This is a genomic window from Streptomyces sp. NPDC006544 (assembly GCF_040611715.1).
GTDB lineage: Bacteria > Actinomycetota > Actinomycetes > Streptomycetales > Streptomycetaceae > Streptomyces.
On record NZ_JBEXOV010000027.1, the window covers coordinates 21,915 to 48,859 of the forward strand.

The following is a 26,945-nucleotide window of genomic DNA, read 5'->3' on the forward strand; positions in this document are numbered from 1 at the left end:
CCGTTCCCAAAAGGAACTCACGCCGGGGGCGGGCATGTTGCGAGGTTTCAAAGAGGTGCCGAGAGCCGTCTGGCTGCTCTCGGCGGGCGTGTTCGTCAACGCCGTGGCCAGCTTCACCTTCGTGTTCGTCTTCGTCTACCTGACCGGCCCGCGCGGGCTCGGCATCCCCGTGGCCGGCCTGATCACCGGCCTCGGCGGGATCGGCGCGGTCGCCGGCAACTTCACCGGCGGGTGGTACGGAGACCGCTTCGGTCACCGCCGCGTGCTGCTCACCGCATCCGTCCTGGCCGGCGCCGCCCTCTCGCTGCTTCCGCTGCTGCCCGCCGCCGCGCTCTACGCCGTCCTGCCGCTGGCCCAGTACGCCCTGGGGGTCGTCCGCTCCGCCCAGTCGGCGCTGGTCGCGGTGATCGTCCCCGAAGGGGTGCGCCGCCAGGCCTTCGCCGTCGTCCGCTGCGTGGCCAACGGAGGCTTCACCCTCGGAGCCCCGCTCGGCGGGCTGATCGCGACCGGCCTCTCCTACGACTGGCTCTTCGTCGCCGACGGCGCCGGCACCCTCCTCTTCGCCCTGTGGACCGCCCGTGTCGTCCCGGCGCGCGGCGCCGCCCGCACCCCTGCCGACGCCTCGGACGGGGCCTCCGGCGGGGCCTCCGGCGGGGCCTCCGGCGGGGCCTCCGGCGGGGCCCGGCGAGGCGGCGTGTGGGGCGAGCTCCGGGCCCGCCCCGCAGTCCTCGTCCTGCTCGGCGCGATCCTCCTCGTCGACGTCATCTACCGCCAGCAGTACTCGACCTTCCCGCTCTTCCTCGCCGACCACGGCCTCGCCACCGGCGCCTACGGGCTGATCATCGCCCTCAACGGCGCCGTCATCCTCGTCCTGGAACTGCCGGCCGCCGTCGCCCTGCGCACCCGGCCGCCGCTCCGCATCGTGGGCATCGGGCTGGTGCTCGTCGGGGCGGGCTACGCGGCGCTGCTGTCCGGTGCCGGGACCGGAGCGGTCGTCTCGATGATGGTCCTGCTGAGCCTCGGCGAGATCCTGTACAAGACCACCGCCATCGCCTACGTGGCCGACCAGGCGCCCGCGCACGCCATCGGGCGGTTCCAGAGCCTGTACTCGGGGGTCTCGGTGAGCGGCGTCGTCCTCGGCGCACCGCTCGGCGGCGCGCTGTACTCCGCCGCGCCGGGCCTGCTGTGGCCGCTGTGCGCGGCGCTCGCCGGGGGCGCGGGCGGGGCGGTGCTGTGGATGTCGGCGCGGTCGGGCCGGTCGGGCCGGGGGTCGCGGTCGGCGCAGGCGGCCCCTTCGGTGCGCGAGGCGGCGAGGGCCGAGGGGGACACGGAGGTCGTCGGGGCCGCGGGGGCCGGCGGGGCCGTCGGGGTCGGCGGGGCCCTGGGGGAGGAGCCGCGGCCCGAGCCGCGCCCGGCACATGAGACCGGTTCGCGACAGCGGCCCGTCGCCGGTTAGGTTTCGGGCATGACTGCTACGCGTACCACCGGCGCCGTCGCCGCCGGACTTGCCACCATCACCGCCGACGGCACCGTCCTCGACACCTGGTTCCCCGCCCCCCAGCTGGTCGCCGAGCCCGGCCCGGCCGGCACCGAGCGCCTCACCGCCGAACAGGCCGTGGAGCTGCTCGGGGCCACCGCGCCCAAGGCGATCCGCCGGGACGCGGTCCGCGGCGTCGAGGTCGTAGCCGTCCGCACCGTGATCTCCTCCCTCGACGACAAGCCGCTGGACGCGCACGACGCGTACCTGCGCCTGCACCTGCTCAGCCACCGCCTGGTCAAGCCCCACGGCCAGAACCTGGACGGCGTCTTCGGCCTGCTGACCAACGTCGCCTGGACCTCGCTCGGCCCGGTCGCCGTCGACCAGGTGGAGACCGTACGGCTGAACGCGCGCGCCGAGGGCCTGCATCTCCAGGTCACCTCGATCGACAAGTTCCCGCGGATGACGGACTACGTGGCCCCCAAGGGCGTGCGCATCGCCGACGCGGACCGGGTCCGCCTGGGCGCGCACCTCGCCGAGGGCACCACCGTCATGCACGAGGGCTTCGTCAACTTCAACGCCGGCACGCTGGGCACCTCCATGGTCGAGGGCCGCATCTCCGCGGGCGTCGTGGTCGGCGACGGCTCCGACATCGGCGGCGGCGCGTCCACGATGGGCACCCTTTCCGGCGGCGGCAAGCAGATCATCTCGATCGGCGAGCGCACCCTGGTCGGCGCCGAGGCGGGCGTGGGCATCGCGCTCGGCGACGAGTGCATCGTCGAGGCCGGCCTGTACGTGACCGCGGGCACCCGCGTCACCCTCCCGGACGGCCAGATCGTCAAGGCCCTGGAGCTCTCGGGCGCCAGCAACATCCTCTTCCGCCGCAACTCGGTCACCGGCGCCGTGGAGGCCCGCCCGAACAACGCCGTCTGGGGCGGCCTGAACGAGGTCCTCCACAGCCACAACTGACGCGCCGTCGCCCGCCTGTCGGCTAGCCGACAGGCGGGCGGAACTGCCACTGCTCGTTGAGGCTGGGCTCGCCGCCGGGCGGAGCGGCCTGGACCACGGGGGCGGCGTGGTTCTGGCTGGCTCCGGCCACGTCGAGGACCATGCCGGAGTGGTCCGCGACGATCCCGACGCTGTTCCCGACCTGCGGAACGACGCCGAGGGAGGTGTTCACCAGCGCGGCGCGTCCGGGCGGGCGGACGAACCACCACACCTGGTTGCTGCCGCCCGAGCAGTTCGCCTGCACCACGGGGGCCCCGTGGGCCCGACTGCCGTGCGCCACGTCCAGGCACAAGCCGGAGTGCCGCGCCTGGATCTTGAACTTGACGCCGTCGCCCTGGGGCAGGAGGCGCCACTGCTGGTTGTGGGTGCCCACGCACCTCGCCTGCACGACGGGGGCGGCGTGGCTGAAGCTGTTGTTGGCGACGTCCAGGCACTTGCCGGAGTGCTTGGCGGTGATCTGGTAGTAACCACTGCCGACCGCGACCGTCGGCGTCGCGGACGCGGCGGTGCCGCCCAGGCCGGTCAGGGAGGCGGCGACCGCGAGGCCGAGGCCGGCCGCGGCATGCGTGGTCCTTCGCATGGTGGGGGACATGACTTCACCTTCATCGGGTGCGCGTCAACTCTGCTCGTCCGCAGGGAGAATGAAGCTCGGCGTGCACTGACGGCAGGTCCGTGGTCCCTGACCGGACGCCCCCCGTCTCCCCCCAGGCTAGGCCGCGCTCCCGACCGCCGCGACCCAGGGCCGGGGCAGCGGCGCAGCCGTCCGCCGGCCGGGGCGGGGCGCGGGACCGGCGCGGCCGTCACAGGGCCGCGTACGCCCGCTCGAGCTCGCCCAGGTACTGCTCCAGTCGGAAACGGACCTCCTCGACGACCTCGCCGTCGGAGCCCGGGTACATCAGGCCGGACCAGATGACCGTCCCGCCGCGGAGCCGGATCCGGACGGTGAGCCGCTCCGCCCCGTGACCGGGGCCCCGCGGTGCCGCCAGGCCCGCTTCGCGCGGCGTGTCCGCGGGGTAGAGCGGGCCGCCCGGGCGCAGGAGCCGGCGCGGATCGAGGCCGGCCATGGCGCCGTCGCTGCGCGCCACCAGATCGAGGCCGTCGACGAAGAGGTACGTGTGGACCGCGGGGCACACCGGCGGTCCGGGACACGCGGTGACGAGCAGCGTGCTCAGGGCGCCGGCCGGGCCGACGGGCCCGGCGGACCTCAGCGTGCGCGGGGAGCTACGAGGCATCCGCCTGATGTGACGTCATATCGCGATCCTACCGACCGCGCGGCGCCCGGCCCGAGAATTCTCCGGGTGCCGGCAGACCGCGCTCCGCTCGGCGCCGGGCGGGCCCGTCAGTGCAGGGGGATCGTACGGATCAGGCCCGCGAAGGCCTGCTGTTCCGCCTCGGTCAGTTCCACCGTCTCCATCGGGTGCGCGGAGGTGCCGCGCTGGGCCGGGATGACCGAGAGGCCCTCGAAGGCGACTGGCTCCGACTGGTGGACACGGCTGTCCCACAGCATGTGGCCCAGGCCGATGACCCAGACGAGGGCTGCCACGAGCAGGACGGCGATGCCGATTTCCTGGGCGAGGGAGATGGAGGGGAACACGCGGTCCTCCAAAAGAGTGCGGTCAAGATCGGGCGTGGGGACACTCAACACCAGAATCGCCCGAATGGGTAGGGATGTGCCGAGTGTCACGCCAGGGCCAAAGGTCCTGCCCTCCCTCGGATGCAGACCCGTCGGCCCGTCCGTCGGCCCGTCGGCCGGGTCCTACAGCCGCAGCTTGAAGCCCTCGTGGCTCCGTGCGAAGCCCAGCCGCTCGTAGAAGCGGTGTGCGGCGCTCCGCCGTTTGTCGCTGGTCAGCTGCATCAGGCCGCAGCCCCGCTCGCGGGCCCGCTGCACCGCCCGCTCCATCAGCTCGGCCCCCAGCCCTCCGCCGCGCCGGTCCGCGCGGATCCGTACCGTCTCCACGAGGGCCCGGTCCCGCCCGCCCTGTCCGAGCCCCGGGACGTACGTGAGCTGCAGACAGCCGAGGACGATCCCGTCCTCCTCGAGGACCAGCAACTCGTTGCGCGGGTCCACCTCGATCGCGGCGAAGGCCCGCGCGTGGGCCTCCGTGACCGCGACGCCGGTGCCGGTGCCGGTGCCGGCCCCGGTCCCGCTCTCGGTGCCGGTCCCGGCCGGCGCCGCGGTGCCCTGCGCGAGCAGGGCGAGTACGGCGGGCAGGTCCTGGCGCGTCGCGGTACGGAAGATCATGCCTGGATCATGCCAAGGGGCCGGGCGGCTGTGCGGCCCGGCCCCCGACGGCCCCGCTACGGGCGGAAGCGCACGACCTGCGGGTCGTGGTCGCTGTTCTGGGCCGCGAACTCCGCGTTGATGTGCACGCTGTCGTACGTGAACTGCTTGATCGACGGGCTCGTCAGGATCTGGTCCAGCACCTGCGCGTTGCCCTGGTAGACGTAGGAGTACCGCTCGGCCTTCGGCAGGGACTTGACCGCCGCGTACAGCGCCCCGCCGTCCTCCAGCGCCGTCGTGGTGCCCGAGAACTCGAAGTCGTTGATGTCGCCGACGGCGAGGACCGCGGCCTTCTTGTCCACCGCCAGGATGTCCTTCACGAAGGCGTTCACCGCCTGCGCCTGCAGCAGCCGCTTGGCCTCGGAGGAGCGGACCGGGGGCTGGTGCACGGAGGTCAGGCCCTCGTCGCCGCCCTTGGACCCGAAGTGGTTGGCGATCACGAAGACCGTCTTGCCGCGGAAGACGAACTCGCCGGCCAGCGGCTTGCGGCTGTCCGCCCATGCAGGGTTCGCCGGGTCGATGCGGCCGGGGGAGTGCGTCAGGGCGGCCTTGCCGTTCTCCGTCGTCACACCGGTCGCCGTCACCGCGTCGCCCGCGGCGCGCTCGGTGAAGGAGACCCGCGCCGGGTTGAAGAGGAACACCTGGCGGATGTTGCCGCCGGGCTCGCCGCCGTCCTTGTTGTTCTCCGGGTTGACGGTCCGCCACTGGTACGCCGGACCGCCCGCGGCGGCGATCGCCGCCGTGAACTTCGTCAGCGTCGCCTCGGCCGAGACGGTGCCGTCGTTCTTGGCGCCGTTGTCGTCCTGGATCTCCTCCAGGGCCACGACATCGGGGGAGGCGAGGTTCTCGACGACGGCCTTCGCGAGGTTGTCGAACTTCTCCTGCGGGTCGCCCGGGTCGAGGTTCTCGACGTTGTACGTGGCCACCGCGAGCTCGTTCGCGGCCTGCGCCTTGGTCTTCTCGGGTGCGAGGGTGCCCGCCTTGACCGTGCCGAGGGTGCGGGCCGCCAGCGTGTAGCCGCCGAACTGGTTGAAGTCCATCGGGCCTTCGGTGACGCCGACCAGCTTGTCGCCGACGTTGGCCACGGGGAACGGCTGCTGCGCGAGCGGCGCGAGCTGCTGGATCTGCAGGCGGCCGGTGTTCTGGGACTCGTACGAACCGTAGAGCGTGCCACCGCGCTTGGCGGTGTTCTCCCAGCCCTTCACCGTGACCCACAGCTCCGCGTACGGGTCGGTGGCGCCGACCACGCGGGAGGTGCCGATCTTGATGTTCATGCCCTCCAGCGCCTCGTAGTAGTCGAGGGCGAAGCGGGAGGGTTCCAGGGTCAGGCCGTTGATGCTGCCGGCGGCGGCGGGGTCGCCCGCCGGGGCGTACGCACACGGGACCGAGTACTCGTTGACGGCGGTGGCCTCGGGCAGCGCGTTGCCCGAGGAGGCCACGGTCACGACCGGCTTGGAGATCTGGGTGACCGACTGGTTCCCGGAGGAGGCGCCGCCGGGGATGTACTCGCCGACCAGACCGGAGACCTTGACGGCGTCGCCGACGGCGACGGTCGGGACGGAGCTCGTGAAGACGAACACGCCCTCGCTGGTGGCGTCGTTGTCGTCGGCGTCCGGGTCCTGCATCCAGAAACCGCGCGAGCCGTACGTGCGGACACCGGTGACGATGCCCTCGACATCGGTGACCTGCTTGCCGACGAGCGGGGATATCCGGGTGGCGCCCTGGATGTCGTGGATGCGTATCGGATCGGCGGACGCGGCGCCTTCGGCCGCCTCGGCGGTGCCCGCGAGCAGGCCGGTGGCCAGGGCGGTGGCGACGAGGGCCGCGACGGCGGCGGAACGGGGATGCGAGGAGCGCATGGGCGGGAACTCCGGTGTGAGGAGGGGGAAGCAAATATCTACGCGCGTCAATTTCCTTCTTGGTCAGTAAAGTTGTCAAGCCCTCCAGGGAACACGGCAGCTGTCTGTGGGATGAACCAAAGGCGATCGCCGGTCGGGCGCGCCCGAAATGCGTCTACGCTGGGGCGCCGTACGGCCCGCCCCGACCGGGCTGCCCGAGCCGCCTGAGCTGCCGGAGCCGCCCGCACACCCGAACCATCCGTGCCCGCGAGGAGAACCGCCCCCATGTCCGCAGACTCGCACCCCACGCTGCCGCCGGTACGGCTGCTCTCCGACGCGGAACTGGCCCGCGACGCCCTCGCCGCCCCGCTGTTCGCGCGCGCGGTACGGCTGGCCCGCTGGGCCGGACCGGGCACCCGCGTGGACGCCGGGGGTGAACTCCTCGCCGCGCAGCTCCCCGAGGCCGTGGCCGTGCTCGGCCTCGACGACGCCGACGAGGACTCCGCCGCGCACGCCGGCCAGGCCTGGCGCGTGGCCGTCGACACCGGTCTGGTCGACGTCACCGAGCCGGAGGAGGACGGAGGCTGGGACTCCGGCGCGGACTCCGACTCCGCCTCCGGTTCCGCCTCCGACTCCGGCGCCGGCCCCGCGGAACCGGGCGACGCGGGCGCGGAGTTCGGGACGGCCGAGCCCGGCGAGGATCTCGCCCTGGTGACCGACGGCTCTCCCGGCGACGTCCTCGACCTGTGGCTGGCCGCCCTGGACACCGTCCTCGCCGACGCGGCGGTGCCCGCGCTGGACGACCTCGTGGACGCCCTCGACGCGGGCGGCGAGATCGACTTCGACCAGCTCGACTGGAACCCGCGCCACGAGGCCGACTTCCTCGACGGTGTCCTGGCCAACCTCTACCTGCTCACCGTCGCCGAGGGCGGCACGGCCGAGGAGCCGGTCCCCCTGCCCGTCCTCGCCGCCTCGATGGTGGTGCCGCAGGACATGGGGGACCCGACCGACGCCGTACTGGAACAGGTCTCGGACGCGATGATGCGCCTCGACGACCAGTTCCGGCAGCTGGAACCGATCGGGCTCGTGGAGTTCCGCCCCGTCGACGAGGCGCTGATGGCGGAGGCCGACGACGAGGAGCTCGCGGCGGGCGCGAACCCCGGCGACAGGGGCGTGGCCGACGACGAGGACGTCTCCCGCTACGGAATGGTCCGGCTGACCCCGCTCGGCCTGTACGGGGTCCGCGCGCGGATGCTGGAAGCCGGGGTCGATGCCCCGGCCCTCGGCGAACTGGCGGACAAGGGCGCCGACGTGCTGCTCGACGTGGTCTCCCACTACTCCGAGACCGCGGCCCAGGCCGAGATCGACCACTGGCTGTCCGGCCGCCCGGTGTCCAGCGCCGCCGAAGAGCTGCTCGCCGCGGCCCGCGGCGCCGACGAGGGCGCCCCGCTGCGCCGGCTGCGCTGTCAGCAGGCCCTCGCTCCGGCGGGGGAGCAGGCCGAACCGGCGGTCCGCGCGGTGCTCGACGACCCGGAGCTCGGCGGGCTCGCCCGGGTCTGGCTGGCCGAGCGCGGGGCGGCCGACGTACCGGCTCCGGGCGAGACGATGGTGTTCTGGCTGACGATCGACACGATCGCGGCGCAGCTCGCCGCGGACGGAGAGGGCGAGGCGCGGGAACTGCCCCTCCTGATCGAGTCGCTGACCGCCCACCACACCGGGTTCTTCGACCAGGCGTGGCGGGTGGACCACCCGGCGACGGCGTACGTCCTGGAGGCGATGGGGCGGCTGCACCCCGACAAGAAGGCCGCGAAAGCGGCCCGGAAGGCGGCCTTCAAGGCGCGTTCTCGCGCCGCGTGAGGCAGCGGTAACCAGCCGTTCCCCCAGTGGAGTCGGCCATCGGGGACACGGGAAAGGGGACGGTTCGTTTTCCCGGGTAGTTCAGTCGGCGTTCACGTGCGGGCGGGAGCGTGTGCGCCGACGACCGCATGACAGGCGCACCACCTCCCCACCCCTGGAGACCAGATGCCGCTCAGCCGCAGAGACTTCACCGCCCGCACCGTCCTCGCCGGGGCGGGAGTCGCCCTCACGGGAACGGTCGGCGCACTCGCCACCGCCCCTGGTGCCCTCGCCGCCGACGACGGCGCGTCGCAGGGCGGCCACGGCCACCCGCGCGTTCCCGGCTACGGCCCGCTCGTCCCGGACCCGGCCGGCATCCTGGCCCTCCCCGCGGGATTCACCTACAGGGTGATCACCCACAGTGGCGTCACGAAGCTCGACTCCGGCGAGAGCACCCCGTCCAACCACGACGGTACGGCCGCCTTCGAGGGCCACCGGGGAGTCACCCTCCTCGTCAACAACCACGAGCTGAAGGGCCCGCGCTCGGGCTGGGCGCACCCCGTCCCGCTCGCCGAGGGCCTGGTCTACGACCCGGCCGCGGCAGGCGGCTGCACGGTCGTCGAGGTCCGCCGGGGCGGCGAGGTCGCCGAATGGGTCGGCGTCGCCGGCACGTCGACCAACTGTGCGGGCGGCGCGACCCCCTGGGACACCTGGCTGACCTGCGAGGAGACCGAGGACCTGGCCGGCAAGAACGGGATGACCAAGGACCATGGCTACGTCTTCGAGGTGGACCCGCACGACCGCCGCGCCAATCGGGCCCCGAAGCCCGTCAAGGCCTTCGGGCGGTACGCGCACGAGGCCGTGGTCATCGACCCGCGCCAGGGCCACGCCTATCTGACCGAGGACGCCTCCGGTCCCAACGGCCTGCTCTACCGCTGGACCCCGCCGAGCGGCTTCCGGCACGGGCGCGGCAAGCTCCGTACGCTCGCCGACGACGCCGGCGTGCTGGCGGCCGCCAAGTGTTTCGACAGCTCCGGCCGGTTCGTCGACGACCTCTCGCGGGCGACGAAGATCGGCACCACCTACGGGGTCGACTGGGTGCCGGTCGCAGACCGCGACGCGCGCACCGTGCCCGTGCGCAAGCAGTTCGGGGCCTCGGCCGTGACCCGCGCCCGCAAGCTGGAGGGCATGTGGTGGGCCGACGGCGGGGCGTACTTCGTCTCCTCCTACGCCCGTGAGGAGAGCCCGGGCGTGGCGCACGACGGCCAGGTGTGGTTCTACGACGCCAAGCGGCGCACCGTCCGGCTGATGGTCCTGATGGGGGTGAACGCCGACACGACGGTGGACGGCGGCTACGACGGCCCCGACAACATCACGGTCTCCCCGTACGGCGGACTGGTCATCGCGGAGGACGGCTCGGGCCTGCAGCACCTGTTCGGCGCGACCGAGTCGGGGCGCACGTACCCGCTGGCCCGCAACGAGATGAACATGGGCACGGCCGAGGAGCCGGAGTACTCGGAGTTCACCGGGGTCTGCTTCTCCCCGGACGAGCGGACGCTGTTCGCCAACATCCAGGACCCGGGCATCATGCTGGCCATCACGGGCCCGTGGCGGCGCGCGCACTGAGACCGCGGGGCCCACAGGCCCAGGCACGAGAGAGCCGCCGGGCCCACGGGCCCCGGCGGCTCTCTCATGTCATGCGTTGCGGCGGTCGTCCTGCGGGTCCGGCTAGGGGGAGTCCTCGGCGTGGCTGGCCGCGGCCCATTCCTCGAGGAGGAACTCGTACGCCTCGGAGGGCCACTCGCCGTCCACCCGGCTCTCGACGAGTCGCCGGATCGCCTCGTTCGCCTCGGCGGCGGACGGGCGGTCGGGTCCCGCGGGCTGGAGTGTCTGGTGCATGGTTCCAAGGCTACGGGTGGGCACTGACAGAGACCTCCGCTTTCAGGGTGGAATCAATCACCCGGCACGCTCCGGAGCGGCGCACGGTCGCTCCATGTGCCCGCTCACCTGCTCAGAGTGCCTGGGCGGCCGGCTTGACCATGCCCCGCACTGTGCGCGACTTCACAAATTCGCCGATGGCCGTCATCTCCCATTCGCCGGAGAACTGCTTGATCAACTTGGCCATCATGACGCCCGTCTGCGGTTCGGCGCCGGTGAGGTCGAAGCGCACCAGCTCCTCGCCGCTCGCGGCGTCGATCAGGCGGCAGTAGGCCTTGGCCACCTCGGAGAACTTCTGCCCGGAGAAGGAGTTGACCGTGAAGACCAGGCCCGTGGTGTCGGCGGGGAGCCGGCCGAGGTCCACGACGATCACCTCGTCGTCGCCTGCACCCTCGCCGGTGAGGTTGTCGCCGGAGTGCTTGACGGACCCGCCGAGGATCGACAGCTTGCCGAAGTAGCAGCTGTCGATGTGGTTGCGCTGCGGGCCGTACGCGATGACGGAGGCGTCGAGGTCGATGTCCCGGCCGCCGAAGGCCGGCTCCCAGCCGAGACCCATCTTGACCTGGGAGAGGAGCGGGCGGCCGCCCTTGACCAGGGAGACGGTCTGGTTCTTCTGGAGGTTCACCCGGCCCTTGTCCAGGTTGATCTTTCCGGCGCCCGGGGCGGGGGCCTGCGCAGCGGGGGCCGGGGCGGGCGCCGGGGGCGCCGCGGGCGTCTGGCCGCCGAGCCAGGGGGAGACCGGGTGGACGGGCGGCGCCGGCGGAGCCGGCGGCACGGGCGGGGCGGCGGGCGCGGCGACCGGGGCGGGAGCCGGCTCGTCCTCCACCGAGACCCCGAAGTCGGTCGCGATACCGGCGAGGCCGTTCGCGTACCCCTGGCCGACCGCGCGGACCTTCCAGACGCCGCCGCGCTGGTAGACCTCGACGACCACCAGGGCGGTCTCCGTGCCGAGCTGCGGCGGGGTGAAGGTGGCGATCACGGATCCGCCGACCGCGTCCCGCACGGTGGCGGTGGGCTCGATGCCCTGGAAGGACTGTCCGGCCGCGTCCGGACTGGCGGTGATCACGATCCGCTCGATCCCCGGCGGGAGCGCGGCGGTGTCCACGGTGATCGAGTCCGGGGTCGTGCCGCCGCCGGAGCGGTAGCTGACGCCGGGGCCGGCCGGCTGGTTGAAGAAGATGAAATCTGCGTCGGAACGCACCTTGCCGTCGGCGGCGAGGAGCAGCCCGGACACGTCGAGCCGCACCGGGGCAGCCACGTCGACCGTCACGCGGACGGTGTTGAGCGGCAGATTGGAACCAGGGGTCATAGCGGTCATGCCCGGTGAACGACCGAGGTCGCTTTGCCGTTCCCTTGCTTTCGCCCGGGATTTCGGCGCGCGCGGACCCGCGCGCGGGCGTCCGCTCAGCCCCGGTTGCGCGGGTGGTTCCGGGCCGTCCGCTCGTTGCCGAACTTGTAGGCGCCCGTCCAGCGGGCCATCACCAGCTGCGCGTCACCGGCCTCGACCTCGGCCAGGAACTTCTCGGCCCGGGCGCCCCGGAGCGTGGTCGCGGAGCGGCCCCGGTGGGTGATGGCGACGTGGTCGCCCAGTTGTTCGTACGAGAATCCGTGCGGTTTCGGCATGGGAGGCAGAGTGCCGCGCCCGGCGTGGGGCGGCAACGCAATTAACCGTCCGGCGTGCCGTGTCAGCGGCTCCTGGGCACGGACACCTTGTGGCCGGGGTAGACGTGGTCGGGGGTCACGATCGCGGTCACCGCCTCGCCGAAGAACGCGCTGGGCTCCTTGCCGTCGTGCAGCACGTCGGTGTTGAGGAGGCCGACCAGGGTCGCCCGCGCCCCGGGCAGGTAGACGGCCAGGCTCTCGTACCCGGGCAGCGAGCCGTTGTGCCCGATCCAGCCCTGGACGTCGAAGATGCCCAGCCCGTACCCGGCGCCGGGGATGCCGACCGGGGAGGTCTTCAGGCGCTGCGCCTGCGTCGCGGGTGTCAGGAGCGTCCCGGTGGCGAGGGTGCGGGACCAGCTGCGCAGGTCCTGGAGGTCGGAGATGATCGCTCCGGCGGCCCAGCCCCAGGAGGGGTTCCAGTCGGTCGAGTCCACGATCTTGCCCGAGGCCGACTGATCGGTGTAGCCGTGCGCGTGCGGTTCGGGGAACTCGGCACCGGTCGGGAAGACCGTGTGGTGCAGCCCGGCCGGCTCCAGCACGTCCTTCTGGATGACCTCGTGGAGGGGGCGGCCGGTGACCTTCTCGATCAGCAGGCCGATCAGGATCAGGTTCGTGTTGGAGTACTCGAACTGCTCGCCCGGCGCGAACCGCACCGGGTGCTTGAACGAGTAGTCCAGCAACTCCTGCGGCGTGAAGGGGCGTTCGGAGCCCGTGTCGAGCCGCTTGTCGAAGTCTTCGTCCTCGCTGTAGTTGTAGAGCCCGCTGCGCATGCCGGCCAGTTGGCGCAGGGTGATGCGGTCCCCGTTCGGGACGCCGGTGACGTACGTGCCGATCGGGTCGTCCAGGCCGATCTTCCCCTGGTCGACCAGTTGGAGGAGGGCGGTGACCGTGAACGTCTTGGTCTCGCTGCCGATCCGCATGTTCAGACCGGGCTTCATGGGCGCTCCGGTCACCTTGTCCGCCACGCCGAAGCTCTTCACGTAGCTTCCCTTGCCGGGGGCCCACAGGCCCACCGTCACGCCCGGCACCCCCGTCTCGCGCATGACCTGGCGGACGGCCGCGTCCAGCTGCGCCGCGACGGCCGGCGTGAGCCGGGGGAAGTCGGAGCCGGTGCCGGGGGAGGGGGAGGGGGCGGACGGAGCGGCGGAGGCGGAGGGCGGCGGGGCGCTCGCCCCGTACGCGGAGCCCGCGGCGGCCGGGGCGAGCAGGAGACCCGCGGCTGCGGCGGCCGCACAGGCCCAGCGCAGCCGAATCCGTTGCGGCTTCACGGCAAGGCCTCCTGTCGTACGGGGACCAGGGCGACAGCACAGGCCACCAGCGTAGGCCCGCCCCCGACCGGTCGCCCGCGCGGCAGAGGGGCGGGCCGGCCGGTCCCGCCCCGGCCCGCCCCTCAGGTGGCCCGTGCCCGCCCGGTCACGGCACTAGGCGGGCAGGTCGCCCGTGACCCGGCGCGGCAGCCCCAGCGGGTTGGCCTCCCGCAGCTCCGGCGGGAGCAGGGCGTCCGGGACCGACTGGTAGGCCACCGGCCGCAACCAGCGCTCGATCGCCGTGCCGCCGACGGAGGTGGAGTGCGAGGTCGCCGCCGGGTAGGGGCCGCCGTGGTGCTGGGCCGGGGCCACCGCGACACCGGTCGGCCAGCCGTTGACCACGACCCGGCCGGCCAGCGTCGTGGCCTGGGAGAGCAGCTCCGCCGCGGGCCCCGGGCCGCCGTCGGTCTCGGCCGCCGACAGCTGGAGGGTCGCGGTGAGGTTCCCGGGGAGCCGGCCGAGCAGGGCGGCCGCCTCGTCCTGGCCGGCGTACCGGGCGAGCACGGTGACGGGGCCGAAGCACTCCTCCAGGAGGACCTCGTAGGGCCCTCCCTCCAGGAGGGTCCGCGCCGGCACGCTCAGGTAGCCCGCTCCGACGGTGTGCTCGCCCCCGGAGCCGGGGGTGACGGGCACGTCCACCCCGGGCAGCGCGGCCCGCTCGCGCACCCCGGCGACGAAGTTCTCCCGCATCCGGTGATCGAGCAGCACCCCCGGCTCGGTCTCCCCGAGCGCCTTGGTGAGCGCGCCGGCGACCCGGTCGCCGTCCGCTCCTTCGGGTACGAGGACCAGCCCGGGCTTGACGCAGAACTGGCCGACGCCGAGCGTGACCGAACCCGCCAGCCCTGCTCCGATCTCCTCGGCGCGCTCGGCGGCCGCCGCGGGGGTGACCACGACGGGGTTCAAGGAGCCCAGTTCCCCGTGGAAGGGGATCGGAACGGGCCGTGCGGACGCGGCGTCGAACAGGGCCCGGCCGCCGCGGATGGAGCCGGTGAACCCGGCGGCGGTGACCAGTGGGTGCCGGATCAGCTCGAGGCCCGCGTCGAACCCGTGCACCACGGCGACCACTTCGGCCGGCAGCCCAGCGGCGACGGCCGCCCGGCGCAGCAGCGAGGCGCACAGCTCGGAGGTGGCGGGGTGGTCGGGGTGGGCCTTGACCACCACCGGGCAGCCGGCGGCCAGCGCGCTGGCGGTGTCCCCGCCGGGGACGGAGAAGGCCAGCGGGAAGTTGGACGCGGCGTAGACCGCGACCACGCCCAGCGGCACCTTGTAGCGGCGCAGTTCGGGGCGGGGCGGGGCGGAGGCGGGATCGGCGCGGTCGATGCGGACGTCGAGGTAGGAGCCCTCCTCCACGGCGTCGGCGAAGGCGCGCAGCTGGCCGGTGGTGCGGGCCAGCTCGCCGGTGAGCCGGCCGGGGCCGAGCGCGGTCTCGGCGTCGGCGGCCTCGACGACGTGGGCGACGGCCTCGTCGAGGAGTGCGGCGGCCGCGCGCAGGAAGGCGGCGCGGGCGGTCGCGTCGGCGAGGGCGCCGCGGGCGGCGTGGGCCGCGCGCACGGCTTCGTCCACCTCCCGGGGTGTGGCCTCCACCGCAACCTGCTCACGCTGCTTCCCGGTGCGGGGGTCCACACTCCAGACTGGTGTTGCTGCCATGGCGAACTGCCTCCTGGATCTCCGCTGACCCGCGCGGTCGCGTTCAGTATGGTGAACGCCGTTCCGGTGGATGAATGATCACATCCACCGTGGACTCTATTTCCACGCCTTCCGGGTTGACAAGCGACGAACCGGAACGCGCGGGAGCCGAGCGAGCGACAGAGGGGCACGAAGGCGCATGACGACGACAGCTGAGTCGGGGGGCTCGGGCGCACCTGCGGCCGTCAAATCGGCGGTACGCACGGTCCTGTTGCTGGAACACTTCGCGTCACGGCCGGGACTGCACAGCCTGGCCGACATCCAGAGCGACCTCTCCCTGCCCAAGTCCAGCCTCTACATGCTGCTGCGGACCCTGGTGAACCTGGGCTGGGTCGAGACGGACGCGACGGGCACGCGGTACGGCATCGGCGTACGGGCGCTGCTCGTCGGCAGCTCGTACATCGACGGGGACGAGGTCGTCGCGGCGGCGCGGCCGACGCTGGACCGGCTCTCCGACGACACGACGGAGACCATCCACCTGGCCCGGATGGACGGGACGAGCGTGGTCTACCTCGCCACCCGGCAGTCCCAGCACTACCTGCGGCCGTTCACCCGGGTCGGCCGGCGGCTGCCGGTGCACTCGACGGCGCTCGGCAAGGCGCTGCTGGCCACGCACACCGACGAGGAGGTACGGGGGCTGCTGCCGCGGCGGCTGGAATCCGTCACCGAGCACACCGTCACCGACCGGGAACGGCTCATCGAGGAGCTGGCGCTGGTGCGCGAGCAGGGGTACGCGGTGGACCGGGAGGAGAACACCCTCGGACTGCGCTGCTTCGGGGTGGCGGTGCCGTACCGCACGCCGGCACGGGACGCGGTGAGCTGCTCGGTGCCGGTGGCGCGGCTGACGCCGGGCCACGAGCAGGTCATCAAGGCAGCGCTGTTCGAGGCCCGGGACCGGCTGTCGGTGGTGACGCGCCGGATGTAGGCGCGGGTGGCGCGCGGAGGGCATGGTTCCTCCCCCGCGCGGGGGAGGCGGTTCCCCTTCAGGGGGGAGGTGGCGGGCGCGCGGACACGGGACCGTTGGGTCATGACCACACGAGCCGTTCGGACGCGGCGCTCCCCGCGGCCGACGCACGACGAAGCACCGCCGCCCTCCCACCGCCCGGGGGCCGGGCGCAAGGTCCTGGCCGCGGCCGCCGTCGCCGCCACCGTCCCCTACCTGACGCTGAAGACCGCCTGGCTGGCCGGGAGTCACCTCGGGATACCGACGGGCAGCATGCTGCTGGAGCCCCGGCCGTTCGTCATCGTGGCGAATGCCGTCACGGTGCTCATGGACGCCGCCGTGATCGCGCTCGTGCTGGTGCTCACCAGACCCTGGGGCGCGCGGGTGCCGTCGTGGCTGCTGGTCGTCCCGGCCTTCGTCGCCACCGGCCTCCTCACGCCCATAGGCCTCGCCTTCCCCGGCCAACTCCTTCTGAGAGCGCTGGGCCTGGGCCCGGACGCGGCCGTGCGGGCGGCCCAGCAGCCCTTCCTCGACCCTTGGGTCTTCCATGTCGTCTATACGGGCTTCATCGTCCAGGCGCTCGCCCTGGCCGGTCTGTTCGTGCCCTATGCGCGGGAGCGTTGGGGACGGCGCTGGCAAGGCCCCCTCGGCGCGCGGCTCCCGTCACCCACGGGGGTGGTGGCGGGAGCCGCGGCGGCGCTGGCCCTCGTGGTCTCGGCGACGCAGTTCTACTGGGCCTTCGGAGGCACGGCAGGACGCACCGGGGAACAGGTCGCGCAGTACTCCTCGGACATCGGCGTGGGCTTCGCCGTGCACGGGATATGCGCGCTGACCGCCGCTGCCGGCGCGGTGCTGCTCGCCGCGGGCGGGACCCGGCGGGCGGGGTGGCCGCTGGCCGTCGCGTGGACCGGGTCGGCGGCGGCCCTGTGCTGGGGGATGTGGATGCTGGCCGCCTTCACGGCCGAGGACGCCGGCCCGCACGAACGGACCACCGCCGCGGCCTACTTGATCTACGCTGGTCATATGGTCACCGCCCTCCTCGCGACCGCCGTCACGGGCCGGTTCCTCGCCGGCCGCCGCGCGGTCTGAGGAGACGGGCGTGGAGGGGCCGGGGAGGCGGACACGGGCGGGCCGGTCATGGCCGAGGCGTCGTTCGCTCCCGCGCCGGACTCCTCTGCGATGGATCCATCTGATCCTCGGCGGGGCCCTGCTGATGCCGTACTTCCTGCTGACACAGGTGGTGGTCGGCGCCGTCTGCGGCGGGGTCAACGCGCTCGACTCCCTGCCGCTCAGCCTCGTCGCCTACGCCGCCGCCCTGCCGCTCGTCGCCGCCACCGGGCTGTTCGCACTGGTCCGGCCGATGGCGGTCGCCGCTGCGCGGGCCCTGTGCGGGGTGCCGGGGGAGCGGTTCGCCGAGGGGCCGGCGCGGACCTGGGCGGCCCGGGGCCGGACGTCGCTCTGGTGGACCCTGCACCTGGGGGTCGGCGCGCTCGTCAGCGGGATCAGTCTGGCGGCCCCGCCCATGGCGGTGGTGCTGATCGCCCTGCCGTTCGTGAGCGCGCTGCGCGAGATGCCGCTCGGCCCCGGCCGGTTCGGTACGGGGGCCCAGATGTACCTGGCCCCGTTGGCCGGGGTCGCGCTGCTGGCCGGGGTGGTCCTGTGCGCCGCCGGGGCCGGGGCGCTGCTGGCCCGGCTGGCGCCCGTGCTGCTCGGGCCGACGGCGGCGGACCGGCTGGCGGCCGCCGAGGAGCGGGCCGCCGAGCTGGCGGTGCGCGGCCGCCTGGCGCGGGAGCTGCACGACGCGGTCGGGCACGCGCTGAGCGCGGTCACCCTCCAGGCGGCCGCCGCCCGGCGGGTGCTCGACAGCGACCCCGGCTTCGTACGGGACGCGCTGGCCGCGATCGAGGACACCACGCGGCGCACGGTGGGGGAGCTGGACGCCGTCCTCGGCCTGCTGCGGGACGGGGACGCGGGCGGCGACGGTGCGGCGGATGGTGCGGCGGATGGTGCGGCGGGCGGTCCGGCGGGCGGGGCAGGGAGGTCCGCGGCCGGGCCGACGCTCGCCGCCGACCTCGACGGGCTGCTGGAGCGAAGCCGGGCCTCCGGGATCCCGATCACCGCCCGCCGGGACCCGGGACCGGCCGGGGACTGGGAGCGGCTCCCGGCGATCGTCTCGCGGGAGGCGTACCGGATCGTTCAGGAAGGCCTGACCAATGCCCTGCGGCACGGGGCGGGCCCGGTCGACCTGCGGATCCTCGTACGGATACGCGGCGGCCGCACCCGACTGGAGATCACCATGACGAACGAACGGACCACCGTTCCGCAGGCCCGCACCACCGGGGGCCGGGGCCTGCGCGGGGCCACCGAGCGGGCCGTGCTGCTCGGCGGGCACGTCGAGGCCGGGCCGCACGAAGGCCGGTGGCGGCTGCGGGCCGTCCTCCCGCTCGGCGGGGGGACCCGATGACCCCGCCGGTGCGCGAGCCGCTGCGCGTGGTGGTGGCCGACGACGAGCGGATGGTCCGCACCGCCCTGCGGGTCATCCTCGACGCCGAGCCCGACATGGAGGTCGTCGGGGAGGCGGCCACCGGCGCCGAGGCCGTGACGGTGGTGCGCGCCCTCGCCCCGGACGTGGTGCTGATGGACGTCCGGATGCCGGAGGTCGACGGCATCCGGGCCATCGAGCGGATCCTCGCCACCATGGCGGAGCCGCCCCGGATCGTGGTGGTCACCACGTTCGAGAACGACGCGTACGTGTACGACGCGCTGCGCGCGGGAGCCGCCGGGTTCCTCCTCAAGCGGGCCGAGCCCGACGAGCTGACCGGCGCGGTCCGGCTCGTGGCCCGCGGCGACTCGCTGCTCTTCCCGGCGGCCGTCCGCTCCCTGGCCGCCGCCCGCGTCCCGGCCGGGGCCGGTCCCGCACCCGCGCCCTGGGTGGCCCGGCTCACGGACCGGGAGGCGGACGTACTGCGGCTGATGGCCACCGGCCTCTCCAACCACGAGGTGAGCCGGCGCCTCGGCGTCGGGCCGCAGACGGTCAAGACGCACGTGGCCGCGGTCCTGGCCAAGACCGGCTCGCGGGACCGCACCCAGGCGGTCATCGCGGCGTACGAGGGAGGGTTCCTCAGGAGGACGGGTTCCGCATGAGGAAAAGCTGAGAACTCCGCCACAATCGGGGCAGAGCGGAACGGCCGGGACGGCTGGGACGTCCTTCTGGGGGATGAACAAGACGATCAGGCGAGCGTCGGTCTTCTGTCTGCTCCTGGTACTGGCCCTTTTGGTGCGGGTCACCTGGGTGCAGGCGTACCAAGGCCAGGCCCTCGCAGACGACCAGAACAACCGGCGGAACCTCATCGGGAAGTACGAGAACCCGTTGGGGAACATCATCGTGGGCGGGTCGGCGGTCACCGGGTCCACGAAGACGGGCGGGCGGGACTTCCAGTACAAGCGGACCTATACCGACGGCCCGCTGTACGGACCGATCACCGGGTACAGCTCGCAGGCCTACGGTTCCAGCATGCTGGAGGGCGTCTACAAGGACGTCCTCAACGGCTCGGACCCCCGGCTCAAGAGCATCATGGACACGCTCACCAACAAGCGCGCCGACCCGGGCAACGTCCTGACCACGATCGACAGCGCCGTCCAGAAGGCCGGGTACGACGCGCTCCAGGGCAAGCAGGGCTCCGCCGTGGCCATCGACCCCGCCACCGGCGAGATCCTGGCCATCGTGAACAACCCCTCCTTCGACCCGGGCCGGATCACGGGCGCCACGGACGAGGCGGCCTGGAAGGAACTCAACGCCGACGAGGGCAGGGCGATGGAGAACGTGGCGCTGCGCAAGCCGCAGGCGCCCGGATCCACCTTCAAGCTGGTCACCCTGGCCGCGGCCATCGAGAACGGCCTGGTCACGAACATCGACACGCCCACGTCGATCCCCGGCGACTACACGATCCCCGGAACGAGGACCAAGCTGCCCAGCGAGGCGGGGGACGCGGCGTGCCACAACGTCTCCCCCCGGACCGCGCTGAAGCTGTCCTGCAACAACGTCTTCGCGGAGTTCGCCCACACGCTGGGCCAGGACAAGATGCGCGCGATGGCGGAGAAGTTCGGCTTCAACACGGTGCAGAAGATCCCCGTCGAGGCGCGCCCGGCCAGCAAGTACCCGTCGAAGAAGATGTCGGTCGACCAGGTCGCGCAGAGCGGTATCGGCCAGTTCGACGTCCAGGCCACTCCGCTCCAGATGGCGATGGTGGCGGCCGCGATCGAGAACGGCGGCAAGCTGGTCTCCCCGTACGAGGTCTCCGAGGTCACCGACTCCAACGGCAACGTACTGGAGAGCTTCAAGGACCCGAAGTCCGAGCAGGTGATGAGCGCGAGGACCGCCTCGATGATCCAGGACGCCATGATCACGGTGGCCACCGAGGGCGGCGGCAAGAACGCGCTGGTCCAGGGCGCCGAGGTCGGCGCCAAGACCGGTACCGCCCAGCGGGGCGTGAACAACAGCATCTCGCCGCTCGCCTGGTTCACCTCGTACGGAAAGCTGAACGGCAAGCAGATCGTGGTGGCCGTCGTGATCGACCGGTCGGACACCGACCGCTCCGAGATCGGCGGCGGCAAGCTGGCCGCGCCCGTCGCGCAGAAGATGATGGAGGCGTGGCTGAAGAAATAGCCGCGCCGGCCGCCCCGTACGCGTGGCCGAATCGGGAGCGTGCCGAAGGCGCGGCAGGCGCGCCGGGAACCGCGAGGGTTCCCGGCGCGTTTCCTTTCCCATGATCAGAACAGCGCGCCCCGCCGACCTCGACGCCATCGCCGCCCTCCACACCCGGGCCCGCGCCACCTACTACCGGGGCCGGATACCCGAGGAGGCCTACGGCGGCGCGGCCGAGCTGGAGCGCAGCCGCGAGGGCTGGTCCCGGGCGGTCGCCCGCGAGGGCGCCGGCGACGGTGTGCTGTGCGCCGAGCGGGACGGCGAGCTCACCGGCGTGGCGGCCTTCCGCACCGCCGACGGCGAGACCACGCTCACCCAACTGCACGTGGACCCCGTGCACTGGCGCCGGGGCACCGGGGCCGCCCTGCACGCGGCCTGCCTCGACGCCTGGCGCCGCGCGGGCGTCCGCAGGGTCCGCCTGGAGGTCTACGAGCACAACCTGCGCGCCCAGGCCTTCTACGCCGCCCACGGCTGGGTCCCCGACACCTCCGGAGCCCCGGCCGGCTCCCACCGGATCCTCTGGCTCACGGTGCGGGAGCCCGCCGGGGAATGAGGCCGGACCCCAGTTGGTTGAACACGTAACCGTTCATTCCCCGGGCGGTCCCCGGGGTGCCCCGGACCACGGAGAGAAGAAGGAACATGCGCGTCGAGATCTGGAGCGACATCGCTTGCCCCTGGTGCTACATCGGCAAGGCCCGTTTCACCAAGGGGCTGGCCGAGTTCGCGCACCGCGACGAGATCGAGGTCGTCTTCCGCTCCTTCGAGCTCGACCCGAACAGCGCCAAGGGCGAGGTGGCGCCCGTCCTGGAGATGCTGGCCAAGAAGTACGGCCGCACCCTCGACGAGGCCCGGGGCATGGAGGAGCACGTCGCCGCGAGCGCCCGCGCCGAGGGGCTGACGTACCGCACCGACGGCCGCGACCACGGCAACACCTTCGACGTCCACCGCCTGCTGCACCTGGCCGCCGCCCGCGGCCGCCAGGAGGAGCTGCTCGACCTCGCCTACCGTGCCAACTTCGCCGAGGAGCGCTCGGTCTTCGACTCCGAGACCCTCGTCGCGCTCGCCGTCGAGGCCGGGCTGGACGAGGCCGAGGCGCGCACGGTGCTGGCCGACGACTCCGCCTACGCCGCCGAGGTGCGGGCCGACGAGCGCGAGGCGGCCGAACTGGGCGCGAACGCCGTGCCGTTCTTCGTGTTCGACCGCCGCTACGGCATCTCGGGCGGCCAGCCCGCCGAGGTGTTCACCCGTGCGCTGGAGCAGGCCTGGGCCGGCCGCGAGGTGCTCGCGCCCGCCGTCCCCGACGGCGAGGTCTGCGAGCCCGACGGCGCCTGCGCGGTACCGCAGGCCTGACCGGCCCTGCCGCGCACCGAGCCGGGACCGGTCCCGGCTCGGGCCGGGCTGGGTCGGGGCGATCGCCGCATATAAGTGTTTCTTTGGTGCAGTGCGCAAAACCAGGGAATGGACTGCGGGTTGATCCTGGCGCAGAGTGGACGCCATGGATCTTCTGTCGCCCGAAGCCGTCCGCGCCGAGTTCGCGCACTCCACCACCTACCTCAACACCGCCACCTGCGGAGTCCTGCCGCTCGCGGCCGTGGCCGAGGTCCACCGGCTGGCCGACGCGGCGGGCGCCGGAATCCCGGCGGGCTCCGGCGACTTCGACCGGGTGAACCGGGTACGGGACGCGTTCGCCCGCCTCGTCGGCGTGGCCCGGGACCGGGTGGCCGTCGGCTCGGCCGTCTCCACCCACGTCGGCCTGATCTCCGCTGCGCTCCCGGCCGGATCCGAAGTCCTCTGCCCCGAAGGCGATTTCGCCTCCGTCATCAACCCCTTCGTGGTGCGCGCGGACCTCAAGGTCCGCTTCGCCCCGCTGGAGTCGATCGCCGAGGCCGTCGGCCCGGACACGACGCTGGTCGCGCTGAGCGCCGTGCAGTCCGCGGACGGGCGCACGGCGGACCTGGCGGCGGTCCGCGCCGCGACCGCCGCGCACGGGGCGCGGATGCTGGTCGACGCCACCCACGCGGTGGGCTGGCTGCCCTTCGACGCCTCGCCCTACGCATACACGGTCACCGCCGGGTACAAGTGGCTGCTCGGGGCGCGCGGGGTCTCGTACCTCACCGTCTCCGAAGAGGCCCAGCACACCCTGACCCCGCTGCACGCCGGCTGGGTGGCCGCCGCGTCCATGTGGGACGCCACCTACGGCCCGATGCGGCAACTCGCCGACGGGGCCCTGCGCTTCGACGAGTCCCCGGCCTTCCTCGGCTACCACGCGGCCGAGCCCGCGCTGGCCCTGCTCGAGCGGATCGGCATCGGCGCCGTCCACGCCCACGACACCGCCCTGGCCGCCCGCTACCGCGCCGGACTCGCCCGCCTGGGCCTCGAACCCGTCCCCGGCGACGCCCCGATCGTCTCGGTCCCGGGCCTGGCGGACCGCCTGCCGTCCCTCCTGGCCGCGGGCGTCGTCACGGCCGCCCGCGCGGGCAACCTGCGGGCCTCCTTCCACCTCTACAACACGGAGGCGGACGTGGACCGGCTGCTGGACGTCCTCGCGGGCTGACCCCTCACGCACCGGGACGGCGGCCGCCCCCGGCGCGGGACGGGGCGGCGACGAGGCCGGGGCAGGTGCCACGGCGCCCCGACGCCGGGGCGGCGCGGCGACGGCCTAGTAGGAGAGGGCCGCCCGCCAAGCCCCCGTCGCCGCTTCGAGAGCGGGGTCCGGGGAGACGGACAGGGCCGTCGCCAGAGCCGTCAGGGCGGATCGGACGGAGTCCGCGCCGGCCGCGGCGCCGTAGTGGTTGACCCGGATCATCTCGCCGGCCAGTGCGCCCCCGCCCGCCGCGAGGGGAGCCGCGGGATCCGCCGTCAGGGCCAGGGCCGTCACCCTTGAGGCCTCCGCGACCCGCAGCGTGGTGGCCACCGGTGCGGCCGCCGCGTCCTCGGCGACGAACGGGGCGATGCCCAGCGCCGCCGCGCCCGCGCGGGTGGCCGCCGCGGCGGCCGCGTGGCGGGCCGTCACGGCGGACAGGCCCTCCGCCTCGATGCGGTCCAGGCAGGCCTCCAGCGCCAGCATCTCCAGCTGCGCCGGAGCGTGCGGCAGCGCCGTGCGCCCGGCGTCGATCCAGCGCTCCTTCCAGTCCAGCAGGGAGAGGTACGAGCGCCTCGGGGCGGCCGGGTTCTCGGCGAAACGGGCCCACGCGCGCTCCGAGACCGAGACGGCGGAGACACCGGCCGGGCCGCCCATCGCCTTCTGCGCGCCGATCACGCACAGGTCCACGCCCCACTCGTCCGGCAGCAGCGGCTCCGCCCCCACCGAAGCCACCGCGTCCAGCATGAACAGGGCCCCGTGGGCCCGTACCGCCTCGCCGATCTCCGCGACCGGGTTGGTGTTGCCGGTGGCCGCTTCCGCGTGCACCAGCGAGACGAAGTCGATCTGCGGGTGCGCGGCCAGGGCCCGGTCCACCTCGGCGGCGCTCACGGCCGTGTCGAAGGGGACGGCCAGGTCCACCACGGTGGTCCCGCAGTCGCGCAGCCAGTTGCCGAAGGTGTTCCCGTAGGGGCCGGTGACCACGTTCAGCGCGGCCCCGCCCGGCCGAGCGCCCGAGCGGATGCAGCCCTCCAGCGGCAGCAGCGCCTCGCCCTGCGTGATCACCACATCCGCCCGGGTCCGCAGCAACTCCGCGACCCCCCGCTCGATCGACGCGAACCGCGCGGCGGTGAGGGGCGGAAGGTCAAGGAGGGGGTGGTTCACGCTGCTGCTCTCTTCGTCCGGGTCGCCCCGGGGCGTCCGGGCGGCCTGGAGAGCCTACCGAGTGCGCACGTACAGTGCCCGCATGAGCGACGACGTCAACGGCGACAGCGGTGTGCTGCATGTGAAGGGGCGGGTGCTGGTCGGGCCCGAGGAGGTGCGCGACGAACTGTGGGTCGTCGGCGGACGCGTCACCTACGAGCGTCCCCGCGGACCCGGCGAGGTCACCGAGGTCGCGGGGTGGGTGCTCCCCGGTCTCGTCGACGCGCACTGCCACGTGGGCCTCGACGCGCACGGACCGGTCGACGCGCGGACCGCCGAACGCCAGGCCCTGACCGACCGGGACGCCGGCACCCTCCTCATCCGCGACGCCGGCTCCCCCTCGGACACCCGCTGGATCGACGCCCGCGAGGACCTGCCGAAGATCATCCGGGCCGGCCGGCACATCGCCCGCACCCGCCGCTACATCCGCAACTTCGCCCACGAGATCGAGCCGGCCGACCTCGTCGAGTACGTCGGCCGGGAAGCGCTGCGCGGTGACGGCTGGGTCAAGCTCGTCGGCGACTGGATCGACCGCGAGGCCGGAGACCTGACCGCCTGCTGGCCGCGCGCCGAGGTCGAGGCGGCCATCGCCGAAGCGCACCGTCTCGGCGCCCGGGTCACCGCGCACTGCTTCGCCGAGGACTCCCTGCGCGACCTGGTCGAGGCGGGCATCGACTGCGTCGAGCACGCCACCGGGCTGACCGAGGACACCATCCCGCTGTTCGCGGAGCGCGGGGTGGCGATCGTCCCCACCCTCGTGAACATCGCGACCTTCCCGAAGATGGCGGCGGGCGGCGAGGCCAAGTTCCCCGCCTGGTCCGCGCACATGCGCCGACTGCACGAGCGGCGCTACGACACCGTCCGGTCCGCCTACGACGCCGGCATCGGGGTCTACGTCGGCACCGACGCGGGCGGTTCCCTGCCGCACGGCCTGGTCGCCGCCGAGGTCGCCGAGCTCGTCAAGGCCGGGATCCCGCCGCTGGAGGCCCTCTCGGCGACGGCGTGGGGGGCCCGCGAGTGGCTCGGCAGGCCCGGCCTGACCGAGGGCGCGCCGGCCGACCTCGTCGTCTACGCGACTGATCCGCGGGCCGACGTACGGGCGCTGGCGCAGCCGCTGCGGGTGGTGGTGAACGGCAGGGTGGTGGCCTGAGGGCGGCGCGGGGGCGCGGGGGCGCGGCGGCGCGAGGGTGCGGAGACGGGTCGGATCGCGCGTTGACCATCCGGGTTGACGTGGCGTGACCCCGACGGGCCCGCGGTCGTTGTTGAAGCCCTTCTGGGAGCGGGATGCCCGCAATGCCCGGGACGGGAGGGAACCCCCGTTCCGGGTGAGGCGCATCAATTCGAACCTGTGCCCGGAAACCACCCTTTGGGGTGAACTCACGTCGGGTTGGCGCCCGTTCACTCTCCGTGCGTAAAGATTCCGGGGTCGAGGCCGTCGGCGCGCGCAATGTCCCCCATTGGCGGCGCGACGGCTCCCATCTCCCTGGGGGTTCCACCACCTTGAACAGCAACACCTTCCGCATGCCCGCGGCCGCGCTCTTCGCCACGGGAGCGGTGGCCCTGCTCTGTGCCCCGCCCGCCTCCGCCACGGCCCAGCACGGCGCCGGCGAAGGAAAGGCCAGCGCCGTCGTCCTGCGCGCCGGACTGGACGTGGGCCTGCTCGACAAGACCGTCCACGTCCCGCTGACGGCCACCCTCAACGAGGTCGGCGCCCCGGCGGACGCGGCGAAGACGGCGCTGACCGTCACGCTCGACGGGGTCGAGGGCGGGCAGCCGGTGAGCGTGCTGCGCGCCGACGTCGCCACCTCGAAGGCCACCGCCGACACGAGCCGCGCCGAGGCCGAGGCCCATCTCGCCAAGGCCCGGGTGCACGTGCCCGGCCTGCCCCTGCTCTCGCTGATCGAGGTGGAGAAGGTCACCTCCAAGGCCGTGTGCGAGGCCGGCAAGAAGCCGGTCGCCAGCTCCAACCTGCTCGGCAAGGTGACCGTGCTCGGCAAGAAGGTCACCCTCTCGGCGGCCGGACCCACCAAGGTCGAGGTCCCCAAGGTCGGCCTGGTCAGCCTGGAGCTCTCCGTCACCGGGACCACCTCCACCACGGCCGCCGCGACCGCGCTGCGGCTCAAGGTGTCCGTGAATCCCCTCGACCTGAACGTGGCCCAGGTGGAGGGCGAGATCGTGCTCGCCGAAGCGCGCTGCGAGTCCCCGGCCGCACCCGCACCCGCCCCCAGCCCCGCGGTCACGCCCGACATCAAGGTGCAGACGGGGACTTCGGGTTCCCCGGGCGGCACCGGGACCGGTCCCGGCACCGGGACCGGCCTCGCCGAGACCGGCGGCGGCTCGCTCACCCCGTACGTGACGGGCGGCGCGCTGGTCCTGCTCGGCGTCGGCGCGGTCGCGCTGGTCGTCACCCGGCGCGGCAGGGCCTCGTAGCCCACGCGGCCCCGGGGTCCGTCCGTGAGGGAGGAGCGGGGCGGGGCGGG

25 protein-coding genes are annotated in these 26,945 nt (G+C 73.6%); 14 read left to right on the forward strand and 11 right to left on the reverse strand.

The genetic code is table 11. The features are described 5' to 3' along the window. Positions 1 to 34: 34 nt before the first annotated feature. Together ABZY44_RS15445 and dapD are read left to right on the forward strand one after the other, a co-directional pair. A complete protein-coding gene (locus ABZY44_RS15445) occupies positions 35 to 1,456 on the forward strand; it encodes an MFS transporter (RefSeq protein ID WP_356653850.1) in 1,422 nt (473 codons plus the stop codon). A 9-nt stretch (positions 1,457 to 1,465) separates the two neighbouring features. Continuing rightward, positions 1,466 to 2,446, forward strand: a complete 981-nt coding sequence (gene dapD, locus ABZY44_RS15450) for a 2,3,4,5-tetrahydropyridine-2,6-dicarboxylate N-succinyltransferase (RefSeq protein WP_356653852.1) — start codon at positions 1,466 to 1,468, stop codon at positions 2,444 to 2,446. 22 nt (positions 2,447 to 2,468) lie between these two features. Here dapD and ABZY44_RS15455 read toward each other — a convergent pair whose 3' ends face one another. The 5 genes from ABZY44_RS15455 to ABZY44_RS15475 form a co-directional block, all read right to left on the reverse strand. Further along, a complete protein-coding gene (locus tag ABZY44_RS15455; protein ID WP_356653854.1) occupies positions 2,469 to 3,077 on the reverse strand; it encodes an RICIN domain-containing protein in 609 nt (202 codons plus the stop codon). Between the two features lie 208 nt (positions 3,078 to 3,285). Further along, on the reverse strand, positions 3,286 to 3,717 hold the full coding sequence (locus ABZY44_RS15460) for a hypothetical protein (protein WP_356653856.1): 432 nt from the start codon (positions 3,715 to 3,717) through the stop codon (positions 3,286 to 3,288). 107 nt (positions 3,718 to 3,824) lie between these two features. Further along, positions 3,825 to 4,079: a hypothetical protein gene (locus ABZY44_RS15465; protein WP_356653858.1), complete on the reverse strand. Its 255-nt coding sequence runs from the start codon at positions 4,077 to 4,079 to the stop codon at positions 3,825 to 3,827. Positions 4,080 to 4,241: 162 nt separating this feature from the next. Then, complete coding sequence (locus ABZY44_RS15470; protein ID WP_356653860.1) at positions 4,242 to 4,727, reverse strand: GNAT family N-acetyltransferase; 486 nt, start codon at positions 4,725 to 4,727, stop codon at positions 4,242 to 4,244. Between the two features lie 56 nt (positions 4,728 to 4,783). Continuing rightward, positions 4,784 to 6,625: an endonuclease/exonuclease/phosphatase family protein gene (locus tag ABZY44_RS15475; RefSeq protein ID WP_356653862.1), complete on the reverse strand. Its 1,842-nt coding sequence runs from the start codon at positions 6,623 to 6,625 to the stop codon at positions 4,784 to 4,786. 264 nt (positions 6,626 to 6,889) lie between these two features. Here ABZY44_RS15475 and ABZY44_RS15480 point away from each other — a divergent pair, with 264 nt between their 5' ends. Continuing rightward, positions 6,890 to 8,461 (forward strand): hypothetical protein, encoded by a 1,572-nt coding sequence (locus ABZY44_RS15480; RefSeq protein ID WP_356653864.1) that lies wholly within the window; start codon positions 6,890 to 6,892, stop codon positions 8,459 to 8,461. A gap of 165 nt (positions 8,462 to 8,626) precedes the next feature. After that, positions 8,627 to 10,066, forward strand: a complete 1,440-nt coding sequence (locus tag ABZY44_RS15485) for an alkaline phosphatase PhoX (RefSeq protein WP_356653866.1) — start codon at positions 8,627 to 8,629, stop codon at positions 10,064 to 10,066. A 102-nt stretch (positions 10,067 to 10,168) separates the two neighbouring features. On the opposite strand, the gene ABZY44_RS15490 is transcribed toward ABZY44_RS15485, so the two are convergent. From ABZY44_RS15490 to ABZY44_RS15510, 5 genes are all read right to left on the reverse strand, one after another. After that, a complete protein-coding gene (locus ABZY44_RS15490) occupies positions 10,169 to 10,339 on the reverse strand; it encodes a hypothetical protein (RefSeq protein ID WP_356653868.1) in 171 nt (56 codons plus the stop codon). Positions 10,340 to 10,451: 112 nt separating this feature from the next. Beyond that, entirely contained in the window at positions 10,452 to 11,696 is a 1,245-nt protein-coding gene (locus ABZY44_RS15495) for a TerD family protein (RefSeq protein WP_356653870.1), read from the reverse strand. 86 nt (positions 11,697 to 11,782) lie between these two features. Continuing rightward, on the reverse strand, positions 11,783 to 12,001 hold the full coding sequence (locus ABZY44_RS15500; RefSeq protein WP_356653872.1) for a hypothetical protein: 219 nt from the start codon (positions 11,999 to 12,001) through the stop codon (positions 11,783 to 11,785). A gap of 62 nt (positions 12,002 to 12,063) precedes the next feature. Further along, positions 12,064 to 13,308 (reverse strand): serine hydrolase domain-containing protein, encoded by a 1,245-nt coding sequence (locus tag ABZY44_RS15505; RefSeq protein WP_356653874.1) that lies wholly within the window; start codon positions 13,306 to 13,308, stop codon positions 12,064 to 12,066. A gap of 153 nt (positions 13,309 to 13,461) precedes the next feature. After that, entirely contained in the window at positions 13,462 to 14,994 is a 1,533-nt protein-coding gene (locus tag ABZY44_RS15510; protein WP_356653876.1) for an aldehyde dehydrogenase (NADP(+)), read from the reverse strand. 178 nt (positions 14,995 to 15,172) lie between these two features. Here ABZY44_RS15510 and ABZY44_RS15515 point away from each other — a divergent pair, with 178 nt between their 5' ends. The 8 genes from ABZY44_RS15515 to ABZY44_RS15550 all read left to right on the forward strand — a co-directional run bounded on the left by ABZY44_RS15515 (position 15,173) and on the right by ABZY44_RS15550 (position 23,235). Next, entirely contained in the window at positions 15,173 to 15,958 is a 786-nt protein-coding gene (locus tag ABZY44_RS15515; protein WP_356653878.1) for an IclR family transcriptional regulator, read from the forward strand. 102 nt (positions 15,959 to 16,060) lie between these two features. Then, the gene (locus ABZY44_RS15520) at positions 16,061 to 17,065 is read left to right on the forward strand and encodes a hypothetical protein (RefSeq protein ID WP_356653880.1); all 1,005 of its coding nucleotides are present in this window, start codon (positions 16,061 to 16,063) and stop codon (positions 17,063 to 17,065) included. 124 nt (positions 17,066 to 17,189) lie between these two features. Continuing rightward, entirely contained in the window at positions 17,190 to 18,440 is a 1,251-nt protein-coding gene (locus ABZY44_RS15525; RefSeq protein ID WP_356653882.1) for a histidine kinase, read from the forward strand. Next, on the forward strand, positions 18,437 to 19,120 hold the full coding sequence (locus ABZY44_RS15530) for a response regulator transcription factor (RefSeq protein ID WP_356653884.1): 684 nt from the start codon (positions 18,437 to 18,439) through the stop codon (positions 19,118 to 19,120). Before ABZY44_RS15525 ends, ABZY44_RS15530 begins: the two co-directional genes overlap by 4 nt. A gap of 73 nt (positions 19,121 to 19,193) precedes the next feature. Next, the gene (locus tag ABZY44_RS15535; RefSeq protein WP_356653886.1) at positions 19,194 to 20,642 is read left to right on the forward strand and encodes a penicillin-binding transpeptidase domain-containing protein; all 1,449 of its coding nucleotides are present in this window, start codon (positions 19,194 to 19,196) and stop codon (positions 20,640 to 20,642) included. A gap of 100 nt (positions 20,643 to 20,742) precedes the next feature. Further along, the gene (locus ABZY44_RS15540; protein ID WP_356653888.1) at positions 20,743 to 21,234 is read left to right on the forward strand and encodes a GNAT family N-acetyltransferase; all 492 of its coding nucleotides are present in this window, start codon (positions 20,743 to 20,745) and stop codon (positions 21,232 to 21,234) included. Positions 21,235 to 21,320: 86 nt separating this feature from the next. Beyond that, entirely contained in the window at positions 21,321 to 22,031 is a 711-nt protein-coding gene (locus ABZY44_RS15545; RefSeq protein ID WP_356653890.1) for a DsbA family oxidoreductase, read from the forward strand. 145 nt (positions 22,032 to 22,176) lie between these two features. Beyond that, positions 22,177 to 23,235, forward strand: coding sequence for an aminotransferase class V-fold PLP-dependent enzyme (locus ABZY44_RS15550; RefSeq protein ID WP_356653892.1), 1,059 nt, complete (start codon positions 22,177 to 22,179; stop codon positions 23,233 to 23,235). Between the two features lie 105 nt (positions 23,236 to 23,340). On the opposite strand, the gene ABZY44_RS15555 is transcribed toward ABZY44_RS15550, so the two are convergent. Beyond that, complete coding sequence (locus ABZY44_RS15555) at positions 23,341 to 24,426, reverse strand: aminotransferase class V-fold PLP-dependent enzyme (protein WP_356653894.1); 1,086 nt, start codon at positions 24,424 to 24,426, stop codon at positions 23,341 to 23,343. A gap of 82 nt (positions 24,427 to 24,508) precedes the next feature. On the opposite strand from ABZY44_RS15555, the gene ABZY44_RS15560 reads away from it, so the two are divergent. Both ABZY44_RS15560 and ABZY44_RS15565 read left to right on the forward strand, forming a co-directional pair. Next, positions 24,509 to 25,615: an amidohydrolase family protein gene (locus ABZY44_RS15560; protein ID WP_356653895.1), complete on the forward strand. Its 1,107-nt coding sequence runs from the start codon at positions 24,509 to 24,511 to the stop codon at positions 25,613 to 25,615. 350 nt (positions 25,616 to 25,965) lie between these two features. After that, positions 25,966 to 26,895, forward strand: coding sequence for an SCO1860 family LAETG-anchored protein (locus ABZY44_RS15565; RefSeq protein WP_356653897.1), 930 nt, complete (start codon positions 25,966 to 25,968; stop codon positions 26,893 to 26,895). Positions 26,896 to 26,945 lie beyond the last annotated feature (50 nt).

Excerpts from the sequence above, each read along its gene's own strand:
- ABZY44_RS15545 (WP_356653890.1), top strand. The coding sequence starts at position 21,321 with ATGCGCGTCGAGATCTGGAGCGACATCGCTTGCCCCTGGTGCTACATC.
- ABZY44_RS15515 (WP_356653878.1), top strand. The coding sequence starts at position 15,173 with ATGACGACGACAGCTGAGTCGGGGGGCTCGGGCGCACCTGCGGCCGTC.
- ABZY44_RS15535 (WP_356653886.1), top strand. The coding sequence starts at position 19,194 with ATGAACAAGACGATCAGGCGAGCGTCGGTCTTCTGTCTGCTCCTGGTA.
- ABZY44_RS15560 (WP_356653895.1), top strand. The coding sequence starts at position 24,509 with ATGAGCGACGACGTCAACGGCGACAGCGGTGTGCTGCATGTGAAGGGG.
- ABZY44_RS15525 (WP_356653882.1), top strand. The coding sequence starts at position 17,190 with ATGCCGTACTTCCTGCTGACACAGGTGGTGGTCGGCGCCGTCTGCGGC.
- ABZY44_RS15490 (WP_356653868.1), bottom strand. The coding sequence starts at position 10,339 with ATGCACCAGACACTCCAGCCCGCGGGACCCGACCGCCCGTCCGCCGCC.
- ABZY44_RS15455 (WP_356653854.1), bottom strand. The coding sequence starts at position 3,077 with ATGTCCCCCACCATGCGAAGGACCACGCATGCCGCGGCCGGCCTCGGC.
- ABZY44_RS15500 (WP_356653872.1), bottom strand. The coding sequence starts at position 12,001 with ATGCCGAAACCGCACGGATTCTCGTACGAACAACTGGGCGACCACGTC.
- ABZY44_RS15480 (WP_356653864.1), top strand. The coding sequence starts at position 6,890 with ATGTCCGCAGACTCGCACCCCACGCTGCCGCCGGTACGGCTGCTCTCC.
- ABZY44_RS15510 (WP_356653876.1), bottom strand. The coding sequence starts at position 14,994 with ATGGCAGCAACACCAGTCTGGAGTGTGGACCCCCGCACCGGGAAGCAG.
- ABZY44_RS15540 (WP_356653888.1), top strand. The coding sequence starts at position 20,743 with ATGATCAGAACAGCGCGCCCCGCCGACCTCGACGCCATCGCCGCCCTC.
- ABZY44_RS15460 (WP_356653856.1), bottom strand. The coding sequence starts at position 3,717 with ATGCCTCGTAGCTCCCCGCGCACGCTGAGGTCCGCCGGGCCCGTCGGC.
- ABZY44_RS15550 (WP_356653892.1), top strand. The coding sequence starts at position 22,177 with ATGGATCTTCTGTCGCCCGAAGCCGTCCGCGCCGAGTTCGCGCACTCC.
- ABZY44_RS15475 (WP_356653862.1), bottom strand. The coding sequence starts at position 6,625 with ATGCGCTCCTCGCATCCCCGTTCCGCCGCCGTCGCGGCCCTCGTCGCC.
- dapD (WP_356653852.1), top strand. The coding sequence starts at position 1,466 with ATGACTGCTACGCGTACCACCGGCGCCGTCGCCGCCGGACTTGCCACC.
- ABZY44_RS15530 (WP_356653884.1), top strand. The coding sequence starts at position 18,437 with ATGACCCCGCCGGTGCGCGAGCCGCTGCGCGTGGTGGTGGCCGACGAC.
- ABZY44_RS15470 (WP_356653860.1), bottom strand. The coding sequence starts at position 4,727 with ATGATCTTCCGTACCGCGACGCGCCAGGACCTGCCCGCCGTACTCGCC.
- ABZY44_RS15495 (WP_356653870.1), bottom strand. The coding sequence starts at position 11,696 with ATGACCGCTATGACCCCTGGTTCCAATCTGCCGCTCAACACCGTCCGC.
- ABZY44_RS15445 (WP_356653850.1), top strand. The coding sequence starts at position 35 with ATGTTGCGAGGTTTCAAAGAGGTGCCGAGAGCCGTCTGGCTGCTCTCG.
- ABZY44_RS15520 (WP_356653880.1), top strand. The coding sequence starts at position 16,061 with ATGACCACACGAGCCGTTCGGACGCGGCGCTCCCCGCGGCCGACGCAC.
- ABZY44_RS15485 (WP_356653866.1), top strand. The coding sequence starts at position 8,627 with ATGCCGCTCAGCCGCAGAGACTTCACCGCCCGCACCGTCCTCGCCGGG.